This is a genomic window from Flavobacterium sp. TMP13, from assembly GCF_050847115.1.
Classification (GTDB): Bacteria; Bacteroidota; Bacteroidia; order Flavobacteriales; family Flavobacteriaceae; genus Flavobacterium.
Genome location: NZ_CP193656.1, coordinates 3,676,022 through 3,693,379, shown reverse-complemented (window position 1 = coordinate 3,693,379; position 17,358 = coordinate 3,676,022). Strand labels below are relative to the sequence as shown.

Genomic DNA, 17,358 nt, shown 5'->3' with positions numbered 1-17,358 from the left:
CACCGAATAGTCAGATTTAACATGAATTTTAACTGAAGCTTTAAATGTAGAAAGTTGATTACTGAAATGTTCAAGATTTTAGATTTTATTTAGAATAATTTCATCAATCATAATCATCGGCTTCTTGGTTTTTCTTTCGCGCCAAGCGGGCACTTTTGGTTGTTGTACTGCAATTAACTTCAACTTCTCATATTTTTTAAGTTCGTTACTATTGAAGGTATATTTTTGCAGATTGACCTTGTAGTTTTCGGCTATTGGTTGCACAATAACTTCATCAATCAACGTCCATTTATTTTCAGAAAAACCTAAAACTTGAACTTTTGCAGGTAAAAAAATCCAATGCCTTTGATCTTCTAAACACTGAAATTCTATCGAATTAAAGTCTGTTGCACTACGATCAATTTCAACCTCAGCATTTTCGCCGTACCATCCTGTCCAATTGATAGTAAAATCTTTATATCCTTTTATACCATCTTGTAGTCCCTTTTCTTTTTTCGCACTATATTCGTAAGATGGCTGCGTTAAAAACGACATTTTAGTATGTTCTCCCAAATGATCGACAACATTATTGTTGGCTATAAAAAGCCAATCTTGCAAATATGCATCAGGAGACAATCCACCTTCACTTAATTCGTAAATTCCGAATTCGTTGCAATATTTTGTAAAATCTACAACGCGCTGCTGCAAGTTAGGTACAACAATAAATTTGTTTCCAATTTTCTCATACATTCCATACTGCTCTTTTCCATAAAACTTTGCTTGTTCAAAAAACACATAGTCTAAGTCGAGCTTTAATTTTAAAATTCTTTTTTGTACTACTTCATCATTAGTAGAATTGTTTGCCTTGATCAATAAGTCTTCGTAATTATTCCTATTTTTTGGCGATAGAAACGTATGGCGTGCGGCAAATGGATCAGCATAAATGTCAAGATAGCTGTTCGACTGAATCTGATTTTCTTCTAATAAATTTAAATACTCTTGAATAAAAGGAGCTGCTTTTCCGTAGTATCCGTTCAAAAAATCATGGGTAATTTCTGTAAAAGTAGCGCTAGTGTTCCATAATAATTTGGCTAAAATATACTGGCGTAGCTCGCTAAAACTTCCAGGAATATCAGCGTATCCTTGGGCAAAAACACCATGAACATTATTACTTTTGAAAAGATTATAATTAGCATCAAAAGTTTGAAAGTTAGGAAATGGCGAAAGATAATTGGAGAACTCAACCGTATAATCCCACACAATAACATTTTTTGAAAGTGCCGTCCAATTTGTTAGTGTGCTAGCAATGTTTTTATTTCGACCTTGATCTAGTGCTTCTGCACGGTTCGCTTCAATTGGACAAAACATGGGATATAAATTCGATTTTAATTTTAAATTTTTGGGTGGTTGATGGGTAAATAGATAAGCGAGAGATACAATTTTAATACTGGAAAATTCTTTTGCAATTTGGTTTAAAAAATAATAATGTGCTCCTTGGGGAGTTCCATATTTAGCATTTAGTTTTTTACAATCAGTACATTCGCAGTTGATCACATCATCGTTTATGCTAACGGAAAAATAAGTTGCCTCTGGGTTTTCTGCAATCGATCGCTTTAGATTTTCTTTTAAAACTTTAAAAACAGTGTCATTAGAATAGCAAATTGACCCAGAATTGCGTTCGTGATTGTACAAAGCAAACATTTTTGGATTTTCTTTAAAGTAATGATTTTTAGGAATCAATTGGCTAAAGGTATGGCCCCAAAGACCGAAATCACCCACAGACCAATCTAACTTATGCCATTTCCTGAAGGCTTGGTCGTAAGCGCCTGGAAATAAAATGGCTCTAAAGTTAAAAGAAGGTTGTTCTCGAATAATTTTATTTTTTGGATAGTGTAAAACTTTTTTTTCAGGATAATAAGTAAAATTGGGAGTCAGTTTTTTGATGTTCCATATTTCTAAAAGAGTCGTTACAGCGTATTCCAAATATAATGGTGAATTCGCTATAATTTTTATTTGCTTTTGATCTGAAATAATTTCAAAATAATTATCTTTTTTATTCGAAGTGATTTTTAACTGAATGCCATTATTTTTTGATTTTGGATTTATGTCAAAAATTACAGTACTTATTTTGTTTAAATTTTCTTGTAACAGTTTCGCTGCCGAAGAGCATTTTTCATCAGAATAGCCAATTTGAGCAATCGATTCTTTGAAAATTATGTCGCTTTGTGCCATTAGTTGAACATTTACAGCCATAAAAAGTAGCAATACTAAAATGCTTTTCTGCATGTTTAAAGATTTATATTGAACCGACAAAGTTAGTTCATAATCTGTTGAATTATGTCTTTGGTGTATTGGAGATTGTGTTACCAATGAAAATTGGATTTGATGCGTTTTAAATTGGGAAAGCTTCATTTTTTCAGAAGTAAAATGCAGTTAATACTGTAAATCGATATAATTCTTAAGTCTTACCTTTGTGTCAAATAACTAATTAAAGCTATACTACATGCTTATTCCTGAAAACGAATTAAAAGATTTTCTTGATTCAAAAGTACTTCAATACAATACTGTAGATTTTATAGAACCTGATCCTATCAGTGTGCCGCATCGGTATTCTCTAAAAGAAGATATTGAAATTGCAGGATTTCTTGCGGCAACAATTGCGTGGGGAAACCGAAAAATGATTACTAAAAATGGACATCGCATGATGGATTTAATCGGTAATTCTCCCTACGATTTCGTGATGAATCACAGCGAGTATCAGTTAGAACAACTAGAAGGATTTGTACATCGAACGTTTAACGCAGCTGATTTTAAATATTTTATAAAAGCGTTGCAACATATATATACCAATCACAATGGCTTAGAAGCAATTTTTATAAAACATCAAACAGAGCACTCGCTGCAGCCCGCAATTCATGAGTTAAACCAAGCTTTTTTTGGAATTTCGCACCAAACTAGAACCAGAAAACACGTAGCCGATCCAAGCAAAGGATCAGTTGCAAAACGCATTAATATGTGTTTACGCTGGTTTGTACGAAATGATAATTTGGGTGTAGATTTTGGAATTTGGAAACAGATTTCACCTTCAAAGCTTTCTTGTCCGCTAGACGTTCATTCGGGCAATGTGGCTCGAAAACTAGGACTTTTAGAACGCAAACAGAACGATAGTAAAGCGTTAGCGCAATTAGACACAAGTTTACGGCTGTTAGACCCGAATGATCCCGTGAAATACGACTTCGCTTTATTTGGTTTAGGAATATTTGAAGATTTTTAATTTAAATCTGTCTTTTAAGTCATTTATATAATTTTTTTTGGCTCATTCGTGTTATTGACTAACCCATAAAATTGCGTCATCATACTTTTCTTTTGCAAAACCTTTAAATTCTCCTGGCATAATGTAACTAAAGGCATTTGTAAAGCTAATAATAGTAGTCGAATCGGTTACAATTGCTGCGCGATGCCATTTTCCCAAATTTTTTAGTCCCAACATTGCATCTTCAAACCAAGCACCAGCAGTAAAATTTGCTATATCAGTATCCAAATACAGTAAAAAATTAATTTGATCTGTTCTTGCAATTAATCGTTCTATGGCAGGAATTACAACGGTTTGGTAATTTTCTTTACTGACTGCTCCAGTTGCCTTAAAAGCGGCAATGTTTTTTGGAGCTTCGTTTATTAATGTAATCATAATTGAACTTTTTTAAATTTATTATCCAGTTAAAGCTATAATTAGTACCGTTTAAAAACTTACAGGATTATTTTTCCTTGTTTTAAAATTTCAATCTCTCGTTAGGTAGTTAAGAGACATATAAATTTTTTAGATAAAAGCTTGTTTTATTTACTTGTTTAAATAATAGAACTATAGATGTGAATTCTGTAAATCGACGCGGAGAATAAGTTCTAATTTTATACTTCAGATTTCAAGCAAATCTTTAGTAATTAATTTTTCTAGGAAAAATAAAAATAAAGAAAAAATTGAATTCTTTTTGGTCGGATTGTAAATTCGACTCGATAACAAATTGACCCAATGCCTTTTATAACGAAGAACACGGGTTGTCAGGTTGTTGACTTAGCTGTAATGGCGCATGCGCTTTCCGCCCGTTCGTGCATGCATTAGTGCTTACGTCTTTGATTATTAGAGGATCAGTTAAACAACAACAGTAAAGGTGTGGGTCAATTTTAAAAAAAATAAAAAAATATGAATAGCAATAACTTATTAGCAGGTTTAGGTGGTGCAATAGTATTAACCTTGTTGAACGAATCGTTAAAAGGTGTAAATGATGATATGCCTCGTATTGATTTAGTTGGAGAAGAAGCAGTCCAAAAAACGGCAGCTTTTTTTGGACTGGAAATAGAAAATGCTGATGCCTTATTTGGTACAACGCTTGTAGGAGATATTATTAGTAACGGTACGTATTACAGCTTAATTGGTGGTGAAGGAAATGAACTGTGGAGCAACGCGGCTTCGGCAGGATTGCTTGCTGGTTTGGGAGCTGTAAATTTACCAAGCAAAATGAATTTGGACGATGCACCCGTTGCAAAATCATTTACAACTAAAGCCCTTACAGTTGGTTACTATTTGATGGGAGCATTAGCAACTGCAGCAATTGTTCGATTGATGGAGAAGAAATAGCTCGTAAAAAATACATTTGATAAAAAAAGCCCTGTAAATTAGTAGTTTACGGGTTTTTTTGTCATTACTTTTGGATAATAGTATATCGAATATTCTTTTTTTAATTGTGGCACTCTTCATTGCGTAAAATTGATGACAGCGTTTCCGTCAAAGGTGCATAGATCCTTTTTTTTTTGAATTATATGTTTGATAAAAATAAAAGAGGCTTTCCTCGCTTTAAATATTTTTCATTTTTTTTAATAATTACTGTACTGCTTTTCGGAGGCGCTTTAACGTTAGTCAGATAGCAAAGTCCTGTTATTGGTGATATTCTTTATATGAAAGGGATGATTCCACACCACTCAATTGCCATTTTGGTCAGCAAAAGAGCAGACTTAAAAGATCCCGAAGTTCGTAAGCTTGCCGATGCAATTATTAAAGCTCAAGAAAAAGAAATAGCAGAAATGAAATCGTACATAAAACGCTTAGAAGCTGAACAGTAGTATGTTATTGACTCGTATTTATTATCGGCAAAGTTTCAAATAGAATCAGTTTATTTGAAACAAAAAAAATCCTCCAGAAGATGGAGGATTTTATATTTATCAATTGGCATTATAAGTAATTTTACTTAATACAAAGTATTTTTATTTTTTACAATCTATTTTTTCTAAAATTTATGTTATCGTAAAAATTATCATCTAATTCGTAATCAACCTCAGTTTCTGGACGATTGTATGAATTTAAGATTGCGACTTCATAATCGCGGTCAAACTGTGTTCCGCGTTCGATTCTTTTTGTTTCGGCAAAACGGTTGAAATCTACTTGTTCGGTGTACACAATTTTTCTTCCAAGATCAAGATGTGCCAATCCAATAGGTATTATGAGATGATTTTCTCCATCCTTATTAAGAAATTCATGCACTCCACCAGTTGTAGATTTACCGTACGGCGTATGATTTGTGGCAATTATATCAGTGTTTACTTCAACATCCAGATAAACCACTCTTTCTTGAGATTTGCTAACTAGTAAATTGTCTACTTTTCCGATTTTAATTTCATTTTTGTCTAAGACCTCCCATCCTATAACGTCTTTATCTTCATCTGCAACCTCATAATTAGACAGTTCATCGAGGTAGTATAAGTTTTTTTCTTTGTGTGTGCTCATCTTATTGTTGGTTCATGTTGGTTAATAATTCTCCTGCGCGTTTAAAAAAGTCTTTAACTGCCGCTTTTTGCTCTAGCGTTAAAGTTTCATTCTCTATCTTATTTACAGAACTTTTAACATCACTTAATTCGGTACTTAGATTTTCAAATTTTTGAGTCTGTACTTTTGTTAAAGCTTGTACAATAATTTCTCCAGCCGATTTAATTTTATTTGCATGATTTCCTTCCATTGGATCTTTAGTAATATAATCGGCATCGGCTCGTGCTGTATCTAAGTCGGCATTAATATCTACGTTTACAGAATTAGCTACTGCTTCGGTTGCTGCAATTAGCTTAAGTAAAGCATTATTTGAAAATTCGTGATCCAGATCCATTTCACTATTATCAGCAATAAACTGATTATATTCTGCTACTTTTTCATCTGCAATAGTAGGCATTGCAGTAGTGTCTTTCGTTACTAGTTCCTTCTCATCTACAATTGCATCATTTTCGTTATATACAAAAAAGTAATAAAGTCCTGCTAGAATTCCTGCTAAAAGCAACAACCAAGGCAAAATTGGCTGTTTTTTTTTGATTTTAATTTCTGCCATAATTTAATTTTTAGTTATTAATAATTGTTTCAACTCTTACGTATACAAATTTTTCAGCTTTTTCCAAAAGCAATTAATAATTAGAGAATAGTATGAATGCGTAGCAATAAATAGCTGTATACTAATTATATATGTAGTTATAACAGCAAGTTACGTTAACTAAAATTGTAAAATGTTACATAAATCACACTAATTAGATCACTAAAAAAATGGTATTTCATAAATAAATTATTTCGATAGAGCAGCATGACGAGAATATAAACAACTTAAAAGAGTTCATGATTTGAATAAATGAAAGCTCCTTTTCTGCAGAGAAGGAGCTTTCATTTATTCATTCATTTATTTATTTATTTATTTATTTTAGAAAGTATGGACTTACTTCACCTAGGGCAACAAATGCAGCGCCGCTATCGTCATACCCAGATTTTATAATCATTCTGAAATATCGGTACGTTTCTACGTCTTTGTATTCGGCTAGTTGAGGTGCAGTAGTGTTTAGCAGATTAAATTCACCTAAAGTTCTCCAACTCTCATTGTTGTCACTCACCTCGATTTCTATAAGTTTCACGCCGCGACTCCCGCTTTGACGCTGGGTAAATTCTATACCGTTAACTTTATTTAAAGTTTTCATGTCAACAGTTATAGTATGGGGATAATTTGATTGAGTGATAGAACAAGTAGACCAGCAAGAATGCCAGTAAGTATTAATTTTTCCATCTATAATGTTGGCAGCAAATCCGTCAGAACCTTCTCCTTCACTTTCTTCCGAACTAAAAGCGATAACCTTCCAATTGTTTTTATCGTAAAAATTAGGTTCAGGTTCTGGAATGATTATTTCCGAAACAACAAAAATAATGGTTTTAACCTCTGGATTGATAGCATAGCCTGAAGCATCAGTTATCGTGAAGGCGATTAAATAATTACTGTTTGTATCAAACTTTTTAGGATCATAAATAATAGTTGAAAAATCGGAATATTCTTTTCCTTTTGGAATACTTAAGTTTAAGTTGCTTACTTCGTACGCATCTTTTGGAAACGGTATATATTTTTTCTCGCCGTTAATTTCTCGCATCGCATTTATACTATCTAGTACTTTGTTGTCTAGCGAAAAAGTAACATCTATAGTAGTAGAGGGAAGACCTAAAGCTCCAAAACCTGCGTTAAATGTTAAAGTATCTTTTTCTAAATACTTTTCTTCCTCAATAGAAAAAGTTTTCAATTTTTGAATGCCATCTCTTGCTCTTGCGGTAAAGACAAGAGCTCCTTCTTTGGAGTCAGATAACTCTTCGTACGGAATTTTATCTTTTTCACAAGCGTAAAGACCAAATAAAAGTAATAGCGTAGTGTATAATATATGTGTTTTTTTCATTTCTAAAATAGTATTAAGTTCTAATAACCAGTAAATTGTACTAATTGTTTATTTCTATCCATTTCATTTTGACGATACGGCATAAAATAAAATTTACGTTGCCAGGTGGCTCTCGTAAAACTAATTGTTCTTTGATGAAAAGCAGGATCAGACAATGAAGTTCCTTTATTCATATTCATACCATAAAAAGCACCTCCTTGATTTGATCCTGGTTGATCGGCTATTTTCCAACGACGTACGTCGAAGTAACGGTGTCCTTCAAAACTCAATTCAATTCGTCTTTCATGACGGATCTCTTGACGCATTTCTTTTTGGTTTAGACCAGCTGCAAGTGCAGGTAAACCAGCTCGAGTTTTTATTTTATTTAAGTATAATAGAATACTTGGATCTCCCGGATTTGACTCGTTCAAGGCTTCGGCATAATTTAAATATAATTCGGCTAATCTAATTAGCATTGCTGGTCTGCTAACATTTACAGCAGGATTTACACTAAAAGTAGGATGAATGTTTTTTCTTGGCGTATAGCCCGTTTTCGGCCAGTCTCTAGGAGATCCAGCTTTACCAGAAGTACCGTTCAAGAAAAATTCAACACGAGAATTATTAACTCCTGATTTTTTAGATCCAGGGTTTTCGGCGCCATTAAAAGTTATTTGTGCATAAAAACGAGGTTCTCTGTTGGTATACATGGTGTTTGTTCCTTCAGCATAATAAGGTGTAGCAGCAGTAGTGTACGAATCTTCATTGTACTCTGGACTGTCTTCGATCTCTTTTCCATCTGCCATACGATAGTCATCTACTAAGCTTTGTACTACAGCTATACCATTATAGGCAGTTCCTGCGGTAGATCTAGGAGAGGAGTGAATCTCCCAACTCCAAACGTTACTTGCAGGTCTGATCCAAATTCCTTCGGTGCGCCATCCATCCCAATATAAATTACGACAAGATAAAAAACCAGCTCTAAAGGGATCTGCATTTTCTACTCTAAATAAACTTTTACCATTAGCCTCAGCAAGATCAATTGCCTCTTTTGCTTTTTGTGCCGCTTTTTGCCAACGACTTGCATCGTAAGACTGATTAAATAACACAGTACCATCTAGGTTTTTAAAATCGGCCAATTCTGTATTGCCATTAAAAAGTGGACTCGCATGGTAAAGTAATATCTGAGACTCTAAAGCAGTGGCTATAATTTTATTAATTCTACCTATTTGAGTTCCGTCGATTGCTATTCCGTCCAGATAGTAATCTACTGGAAGATCTAATTTGGCCTTTTCTATTTCAGATAAAACAGTGTTAACACTTTCGTCCCAGGTACTTCTCGGTATTTGAAAATCATCACCTGGCTGCGCAGATACTGTAGGAGCAAAAGCAACTGGCCCTAACTCCTTCATCATTCGCCAGTAGTAATAGGCTCGTAAAAACCGTGCTTCGCCTTTATAGTGTTTGATAATTTCTTCTCCACCTTCTTGGTTTAGTATCTCTTTATTTCCATCGATACGTTCCAAGAAAATAGTCGCCAATCGAATCCGTTCGTAATATTCCATGAAACCTGAAGGAGAACCGTCGGCCGTGATCGCCCCACTATTGATACCTGGATTTAACCAGTTGCTGGCATCTATTTCATCTGAAGTTATTCCGTATTGGTAACTGTAAGGCTGATCCCATATATCTGGGATATTTGTAAATAATCCTGCCCACCATTTTTCTGTTTGCCCACGATTGGCAAAAATTCCGTCGACAGATAATTGGTTATCAGGTTGAGTGTCAAAATAATCTTTTTCGCAGCCTGTGAAAAGTGTTGCAAAAAAGAGGCAGAATGCTATAACTTGTATTTTTTTAATATTTTTCATAGTACTATTTATTGAAAATTAAAACGTGCACCTATATTGTATACACTGATATTAGGATATGCTGCGCCTCTACCATCACCAAGTTCAGGATCCCAATACTTCCAGGGTGAAAGTGTAAATAAATTATTTCCGCTTACAAATATTCTCAACTTTTTAATGGCGTATCGATCAAAGAAACTATTTTCTTTAAACGTATATCCTATTTCAGCTTGTTTTAATCTTAAGTAATCTGCTCTTTTAATCCAATGTGTACTAGTGTAATAATTAGTAGTTTGATCCTGATTGGTGGATAATCTAGGATAAAAAGCATTAGGATTGGGATTGTCAGGAGTCCATCGGTCTGTAATTGTTTGGTACATATTTCCGTAATTTGCGCCTTGCGAGAATGGAGTTGTTCCAAAACCTCCCGCATAGTTAAAATCTACAAGGCCAGTACCTTGGAAAAATAAACTGATATCAAAACCTTTGTAACCAGCTCCAAAGTTTAATCCGTAAATGATGCGAGGTACACTTCCGTATCCTATAGCTGTTCGGTCGTTACTATTAATGACACCATCGCCGTTTAAATCTTTGTATCTAAGATCTCCAGGGCGTACATCACCAGATTGTTTTGCAGCATTTTGAATTTGCTCTTCATTCTCAAAAAAGCCTTGAGATATGTAACCAAAACGTTGACTGATCGGTTGGTCAATTCTATTTAAGTACGGATATTTCCATTCTGGAAGTCCATCAAAGACTGCTTTATTTTTATTATAATTAAAAGTACCTTTAAACGAGAAGAAACTTGTAGTACTCCAATTCTTGTTATAGTCCAAAGTTACATCTATACCTCTATTCTCAGTTTGGCCCACATTATTGTAAGGTATATTTCCCGGAGTAAAACCCGAAATATATGGAATCACATAATTAGGAAGTAAAATCCCTTCTCTTTTTTCCTGAAATAATTCTACGACAAGACCTAAATCATCATCAAGAAATTTAACTTCAATACCTAAGTTCTGTCTGTAGGAAGTCTCCCATCGAACATCACCACCGATACGGGATTCATTATATCCTGTAAAGGAGCGCTGTGATTCTGGAGAGCCAAAAGTATAACCTCCATTTTCGCCAATTGTAGTTAAATAGAGAAATCTTAAATTGGGATCATTAACAGCCGCATTTCCTGAGTGACCATAACTATATCTTAATTTGAAATAAGAAACTACGTTTGTAAGCGGTTCAAAAAATTTTTCTCTTGAAACAATCCATCCCGCTCCAAAAGAAGGGAAAAAACCATATCTTTCACTATCAACAAAGTTATCTGAACCAGAATAGGAAAAGTTAGCTTCAGCAAAATATTTATCATTATAACCATAATTTGCGCGTCCTACAAAATTACGTTGACGATACGGAATTGCACCTTTATAGCTACTAACGCGTTCTGTTGCATCTCTATGATCAGATTGATTAAATAATAGCAAACCCGACACTTCGTGATCACCAAATTTTTGAGCATAATTTGTGGCAGCCTCCACATATAATCTTTTGTCTCCAAAGCGGGCCAGTCCAAAACCTAATTGGTCTGTTCCAGGAGATGAGATTTCGGTCATTAAATTTCCTTCAGCATCGCGTCCAGTTGCAAAATAAGTTTGTAAAGTTCTTGATCGCGTTAAATTAGTACTGTTATTAACATCATAAGCAAACATTGCTGTTGCACTTAATCCGTCTACAATTACATCTAAATCTTGAGTCAATCGCAAATTTGATCGTATCGTATTACTGGCCTGATTTGTAACTCCAGATTGTGTTAATGCCATATATGGGCTTTGCAAAGTACCTTTTATCTGCGGCCATTGACCATTACTATACTGAGTTGGAATCGTATGAGGAGCGGTAGATGTAGCAATATCAAAGATTCCATTTACGCCATAGGCTGGTCTGTTGTAATCGGTTATATAACCATTCACGCCAAAATCTAATTTCGTCTTAGACGTAATTTTTAAATTTAAATTACTAGTAAAATTAAATCTGTTGAGCTTTAATGCGGAGTCATACGAATCAATGTTTTCTGTTTTAAACAATCCAGTCTCTCCATAATAGCCTGCAGACAGGTAATAGGTTGCTGCTTCTGAACCTCCATTAACATTAACTGTCACTCTATCATTTTTACCGAAATCATTAAATAAAACATCATACCAATCAACATTTGGATACAAGTCTGGGTCAATGCCACTTTCATGCTTACCAATAACCTCGTCGGTATAGGTCGGAGTTCTGCCTCTCATTTGCAAACCTTCATTATACAATCTCATAAAAGTTGGACCATCAACAAAATCGGGTAAGTCGGTAAATCGTGTTATTCCATGATTATACTCTGCATTAATCGTAGGTTTACCAATTTTACCACTTTTAGTGTTAATAATGATAACACCATTTGCTCCTCTTGTTCCGTAAACTGCTGTTGCAGTTGCATCTTTTAGTACAGTAAAATTCTCAATATCTTCTGGATCAATATTATTAATGCCACGATCGGGAACACCATCAACAACCAGTAAAGGCGACTGTGGACTACTAGCAAATGTTCCAATTCCTCTAATAAATAATGCTGCGCCATCTGCGCCAGGACCGCCCCCTCTTTGAGTTGCTACTACTCCCGCTATCTTTCCCGCAATTGCTGCTGTCAAGCTACCCGTTGGAGATCTTAAGTTTTTTGCCTCGATAGTAGCTTGAGAACCAACTACACTTTCTTTTTTCTGTTTACCATAACCCACAATAACAACTTCTTGCAATGATGCTGCACTTTCTTCTAGTTGAATGTTTACTGAGAATTTTCCGTTTAAAGCAAATTCTTTTGTTTTAAAACCGATGTAAGTAATTACCAGAATAGCATCCTTTTTGGTTACAGAAAGAGAAAAATTACCATTAATGTCAGTTTGTGTACCATTGCTAGTACCTTTTTCTATAACATTTACACCCGGTATTGGTGCTCCATTAGTGTCGTTAACAGTTCCTTTGATCTCACTTTGCTGAAAATTTAATTTTTCAATTTTCATATTAGTTTTCAAAGCGGTTTCCGAATCAATAACTAAATTTTCTGTGTTTGCAAATGCGGAGTAGTTGAATAATACGACACATAAAATTGTAGATTTATGGAGTGCCCAAGGAACTAATCGATTTTTAGCCTTAAACATTTTAAACTCTGACGAGTGTAATTTTTGTTTCATAAAATTGGTTTACTTAAGAGTTAATAGTTTTTTATCAATGGTTTATTTTTTGAGGCTCTATCAGATATTATTTAAATCTACATACAGTTGTAAACGCACTTAATTATTTTTAGTCCTGTAAATTTTTAATCCCGTGTACGAACACAATTTTATTTTAAAAAAAAAAGCATACTTTGAATTTATGCTTTCTCATTTAGTAAGTTTTTTAAAAAATATATTTCCTGATTTAATCTACAGGTGATTTTAAGTATTGTGCACGAACACATTAATTATTTGAACAAAATTTTTTTAACGAACATCTTCTTCGTCAAACTTAAAGTAAGTCACTTTTACTTATTTGGTAAAATTTTTACGTTTTACACGAAATAGTAATCGTATTTAAATTTAATATTAATATTGTATTTATTTTTAAACATTTTTTTTGTAATACTGTAAATTCAAATTTAAAGCAAACAAGTTTAAAATAAGTTTGCTCCCTACCAGTTTTAAAATTTATTCGCATTACATATCATCTTTTTTGTAACTAAAAACACATAAAAAATGCTTGCTAATCCCAACGAATAATTAGAAAATTACTGTTAATCTTACCTTAAAAAAAAGATTTATTTTAAAAAAAAGTATTTCTGTTTAAAGCTATTAGAATACCTACCACTTGTTAATTTTGGGCTATATTTCAAGGAATTTGATAATAATCGATCTACTTTGCGCTTAATACCAACAAATATGATAAAATTAGTACTGTGTTATATTAAAAAAAACTCATTAGAAACAGCTTAATGTATACTATAAAACACACACAGTTATTAAGCTACTAGTTGAGTAGTAGAGTCGTTGCTACAGTGTCGCTAGAGTTGACAATTATTGTTCATTATAAAATTGCACAACAACAACCTAGAAACGATAGATCTGATTATTTCCAATCGAGTTCGTGGTCAAAGTACAACTAATTTACAGATGGAAAAACTCTTGATACCTTATTGGCAAGATAAACAAGAATATGCGAACTCATGACTACATTTTAAAATAACGAGCCGCGAAATTCACTAATTAGAATTAAAATAATTTAAAGTAAAGTGCTTAAAATTTGATCTGAACAAACGGTGTACTAAGAGAGAAGCATGAGCTAATGGAAGTTTTGAAAAAAAAAGGAAGGTATTTTTATACCTTCCTTTTTTGTGGAGTGGATGGGACTACAATCGAACAAATTGTTCCTATTTTAAATTTTATGAATGACTGCGTTTTAAATAATTAAGCATTTGATTATTAGTGTTTTGTATTTTTTATTCGATCTTTTCAAATTTTATTTAAAGTGTTAATTTTTATAGTGTTTTTTGTCAGGCTAGTTTTTTTATAGAAAAGAATTTTAAAAAGAATAAAAGAATGGAGATATTAAATTTGAATTTAATCGAACACATAATCGATTTTAAGATTTTATATTCGATTTCTCTCCATTTTTTGATAGCGATTTGAAATGATTTCTTCAGGGAGAAAATAATTTTAAAAAACAGTAATTTTTTACAAAAAAGAAAGTATTTTGTCAGCATATTTGGCAATTCCATGTGTAAAAAAGAAGCTACTTTTCGATTGTAAAATTTAATTTAAAAACATACGAAAAATGGAATTAACTAACGACCAAAAAATTTTAGATGCAATTGTTAAAAAGGCATGGGAAGACCCTACTTTTAAAAGCAATTTAATTGCTACACCTCTAGCAACAATAGAAAACTTTAGGACACTCATTTCTCCTACCTAAAGGTAAAAAAATTGCATTTGTTGATCAAACGGACTCTTCAATAATTTTTATAAATATTCCTGCTGAGCCCAATATGGATGATTTAGAATTGAATGAAGAGCAACTTGATATCGTTGCTGGTGGAGATATAACGCCCCCTATAATTATTAGACCTACCAATTTCTCTGGTGATATCTTTGAATAAAAATTAACTTATTTATAATTTCAAAAACTAAAAACGTACCTATTCTAGATTTGACTAAGTACGTTTTAATATTTATTATAACACACATATTCATGAGAAGAATCATAAATGTTGTTTTTTCTGTCATTCTGTCGTTAAACGGGGCAACCTTTTTTGGACAGTCAAATACGGATGAAAGAGTTATGGAGATAAATAAAAATAGAAAGATGGCCGATTTCATTCTTAAGTTAGGCATGAAAAGTCAAGATGCAGGTGACTATTCGCAATCATTATTGTCCTTCGATAAAAGTTTGTTGTTGTACAACTCTTTAGGTAAAAGTCAAAAAGTAGGTGATTATTATAGTTACAAATCTGTAACATATTATTATCACGCAGATTACTTAAATGCTTTATTGTTTTTTAAGGAAAGTAATGAAGTATATAAAAGAATAAAATACAAAAAAGGAATTTCTTCGATCTTAAATAATATCGGAGGAGTTTATTATTCTTTAGGCAATTATCTAGATGCTTTAAACTATTACAAGCAGGCTATTGTTGTTCAAGAAGAACTAAACGATACAAAAATGATAGCAGCTGCTTCACAAAATATTGGAGGAATATATTCACAGGTAGGAGATTATCCAAATGCTTTGAAATACTATAATAAATCTTATTTAATTTATAAAAATTGATCTTTTTTGTCAAGCATGTCCAGATCTAAAGTACTTGTTTCAATAGCTGAATAAATTTTGATGGGGATATTTATAAGTCCGAAACTAATTGCTCCCGTCCAATTTGCTCTCATGATATTCTATTTAAAGTAATAAATTTATTTAATTATGGATTTATCCGCAGATTCATAATAGGGATAATAATTAAAGTCCATTGAAATGAAATAACTATTATTTAACTGGCTCTAATTCTAATTCCATAAACTTACCAGTAGCAATCGAGCCATCTTCATTTTCCCATTGCGTTATTACGTTTTCAATAAATTCAGGTTCAAATCCTATTATTTTCATAACCTGATCTCTAAGCTGTAGTTTAACCTTCTGGCCTACTTCATAATCTATGCGTTTCTTCAACAAATCCATACTTCAAATAATTATAGTTGATAATCAAAGTTAAAAATTTTGGCGAAATAAAATTTATATCTACAGCTGTAAATTTTATAGAATTATAAAGTAAAGTTAATTAAAAAAATTCTGAAAAATAAGCTAGAAACTATATAACATTCAAATATTAAAATATTTTTAAGTTTGTAAAGCAAACAAATTAAACACATTACATTATGAAAACTACTGAAAAAGATACTAAAACTAAAACAGCCACAAAAAGTACAAGTGAGAAAAAAACAGATGCAGACAAAAAATCTACAGCTGGAAAAGTAAAAGCAAAATCATCTGCCGCAGATGGATTACGCAAATTATTTGTTGATTCTTTAAAGGATATTTACTGGGCAGAAAAAGCGTTGACTAAAGCTTTACCAAAAATGCAGAAAAATGCAACTAATGAAAATCTAATTGCAGCAATTGAAGATCACTTAGATGTAACAAACACTCAAGTAGACCGTTTAGAACAAGTGTTTAAAATAATTGGAGAAAAAGCAGTTGCAAAAAAGTGTGATGCTATGGACGGTTTGATTAAAGAGGGAGCAAGCATAATGGAGGAAACAGAAATAGGTGCTGTACGTGATGCAGGTATAATAGCTGCATCTCAAAAAATTGAGCACTATGAAATTGCAACATATGGTACTTTAGTAGCATTCGCTAAAACATTAGGAGAAGACGAAGCAGCTGAATTATTAAGTGTTACACTTGCTGAAGAAAAAGAAGCTGATGTTACGCTAACAGAAGCAGCATACAATACAATTAATTTTGACGCGGCTGAGGAAGGTGAAGAAGAGTAAATTATAACTGCTATTAAAATTAAGAAGGCCCTCAACCATAATGGTTGAGGGCCTTCTTAATAAAGAATTTTTTCTTTGATTTATAGCGCAGTCGCAGTATATGTTACAGTCTGAAAATATGTACCTGCTGGCTTACCAAGAAGAACAGTCTGTGCTTTAACAGCTGAGATAGAATAGTCTATACTTAATGATCTTTTAGCTCCTAAAGTCGCATTACTTACTAATTTTTGATCAGCAGTACTTAAAGCAATAGTATTTAAAGTTCCTAACATACTCCCTCCAGTTACAGCTTGTATTTGCAATACATTTACAGGAATTTTATTTGTACCGTTTGAAAAATCAGCACCTCCAGCTTTTACTTTAACATCGAAATTTTTAGATGAAGTTACAATTAAGCTATTTGCTACTGTTACATTCTTTGCTGCATTATAGTCAGCTGCTGTCACATAATTAAAATCTACAATTCCATTACTAGCTACAGAGCCTGCATCAATTGAAATAACGTCAGATAATATTAAATTAACTGTAGTGCTTGCCGTATTTGAAATTGCTTGAGCTTGTGCGTTTGAAGTTCCAAAGATGAATGCTCCAAGAGCAAGTGCAGCGATAACGATTTGTTTTTTCATGATACTATATGTTTGATTTTTTGTGTCTTGTTTTTTGTTCCTTTTGAACACTGCAAATCTACGTTAGTTTTAAAAATCGCTTTGTAGTGAAACATGGAAATGCATGTAGTTTAATTACTACATGATGTTTTCTTATAAATAAAC

At 32.9% G+C, this 17,358-nt stretch carries 13 protein-coding genes and 2 pseudogenes; 6 read left to right on the top strand and 9 right to left on the bottom strand.

The features are described from left to right. Positions 1-78: 78 nt before the first annotated feature. Positions 79-2,391, bottom strand: a complete 2,313-nt coding sequence (locus ACRASX_RS15940; RefSeq protein ID WP_432221952.1) for a DUF4838 domain-containing protein — start codon at positions 2,389-2,391, stop codon at positions 79-81. 97 nt (positions 2,392-2,488) lie between these two features. On the opposite strand from ACRASX_RS15940, the gene ACRASX_RS15935 reads away from it, so the two are divergent. Next, the gene (locus ACRASX_RS15935; protein WP_432223100.1) at positions 2,489-3,253 is read left to right on the top strand and encodes a TIGR02757 family protein; all 765 of its coding nucleotides are present in this window, start codon (positions 2,489-2,491) and stop codon (positions 3,251-3,253) included. 51 nt (positions 3,254-3,304) lie between these two features. Here ACRASX_RS15935 and ACRASX_RS15930 read toward each other — a convergent pair whose 3' ends face one another. After that, positions 3,305-3,667, bottom strand: a complete 363-nt coding sequence (locus ACRASX_RS15930; RefSeq protein WP_432221951.1) for an STAS/SEC14 domain-containing protein — start codon at positions 3,665-3,667, stop codon at positions 3,305-3,307. A 510-nt stretch (positions 3,668-4,177) separates the two neighbouring features. Between ACRASX_RS15930 and ACRASX_RS15925 the strand changes: the two genes are divergently transcribed. After that, a complete protein-coding gene (locus tag ACRASX_RS15925; RefSeq protein ID WP_066307131.1) occupies positions 4,178-4,612 on the top strand; it encodes a hypothetical protein in 435 nt (144 codons plus the stop codon). A 245-nt stretch (positions 4,613-4,857) separates the two neighbouring features. Further along, a pseudogene (locus tag ACRASX_RS15920) lies at positions 4,858-5,094 on the top strand (DUF305 domain-containing protein); the annotation flags it as partial. Positions 5,095-5,242: 148 nt separating this feature from the next. On the opposite strand, the gene ACRASX_RS15915 reads toward ACRASX_RS15920, so the two are convergent. The 5 genes from ACRASX_RS15915 to ACRASX_RS15895 form a co-directional block, all read right to left on the bottom strand. Further along, positions 5,243-5,755: a PRC-barrel domain-containing protein gene (locus ACRASX_RS15915; protein ID WP_066307126.1), complete on the bottom strand. Its 513-nt coding sequence runs from the start codon at positions 5,753-5,755 to the stop codon at positions 5,243-5,245. A 1-nt stretch (position 5,756) separates the two neighbouring features. Beyond that, positions 5,757-6,344: a hypothetical protein gene (locus tag ACRASX_RS15910; RefSeq protein ID WP_432221950.1), complete on the bottom strand. Its 588-nt coding sequence runs from the start codon at positions 6,342-6,344 to the stop codon at positions 5,757-5,759. Between the two features lie 355 nt (positions 6,345-6,699). Beyond that, positions 6,700-7,713, bottom strand: coding sequence for a discoidin domain-containing protein (locus ACRASX_RS15905; protein ID WP_432221949.1), 1,014 nt, complete (start codon positions 7,711-7,713; stop codon positions 6,700-6,702). Between the two features lie 20 nt (positions 7,714-7,733). Further along, positions 7,734-9,560 (bottom strand): RagB/SusD family nutrient uptake outer membrane protein, encoded by a 1,827-nt coding sequence (locus ACRASX_RS15900; RefSeq protein WP_432221948.1) that lies wholly within the window; start codon positions 9,558-9,560, stop codon positions 7,734-7,736. 8 nt (positions 9,561-9,568) lie between these two features. Beyond that, positions 9,569-12,763, bottom strand: a complete 3,195-nt coding sequence (locus ACRASX_RS15895; protein WP_432221947.1) for a SusC/RagA family TonB-linked outer membrane protein — start codon at positions 12,761-12,763, stop codon at positions 9,569-9,571. A 1,615-nt stretch (positions 12,764-14,378) separates the two neighbouring features. On the opposite strand from ACRASX_RS15895, the gene ACRASX_RS15890 reads away from it, so the two are divergent. Continuing rightward, on the top strand, positions 14,379-14,516 hold the full coding sequence (locus ACRASX_RS15890) for a hypothetical protein (RefSeq protein ID WP_432221946.1): 138 nt from the start codon (positions 14,379-14,381) through the stop codon (positions 14,514-14,516). A 276-nt stretch (positions 14,517-14,792) separates the two neighbouring features. Next, positions 14,793-15,371: a tetratricopeptide repeat protein gene (locus ACRASX_RS15885; RefSeq protein ID WP_432221945.1), complete on the top strand. Its 579-nt coding sequence runs from the start codon at positions 14,793-14,795 to the stop codon at positions 15,369-15,371. Here ACRASX_RS15885 and ACRASX_RS15880 read toward each other — a convergent pair. Beyond that, positions 15,371-15,484 (bottom strand): annotated as a pseudogene (locus ACRASX_RS15880) (Ku protein); the annotation flags it as partial. The gene ACRASX_RS15885 and the pseudogene ACRASX_RS15880 sit on opposite strands and share 1 nt — an antisense overlap. 486 nt (positions 15,485-15,970) lie before the next feature. Between ACRASX_RS15880 and ACRASX_RS15875 the strand changes: the two are divergent. After that, positions 15,971-16,588 (top strand): ferritin-like domain-containing protein, encoded by a 618-nt coding sequence (locus tag ACRASX_RS15875; protein WP_432221944.1) that lies wholly within the window; start codon positions 15,971-15,973, stop codon positions 16,586-16,588. 80 nt (positions 16,589-16,668) lie between these two features. On the opposite strand, the gene ACRASX_RS15870 is transcribed toward ACRASX_RS15875, so the two are convergent. Then, positions 16,669-17,214, bottom strand: coding sequence for a peptidoglycan-binding protein LysM (locus ACRASX_RS15870; RefSeq protein ID WP_432221927.1), 546 nt, complete (start codon positions 17,212-17,214; stop codon positions 16,669-16,671). Between the last annotated feature and the right edge of the window lie 144 nt (positions 17,215-17,358).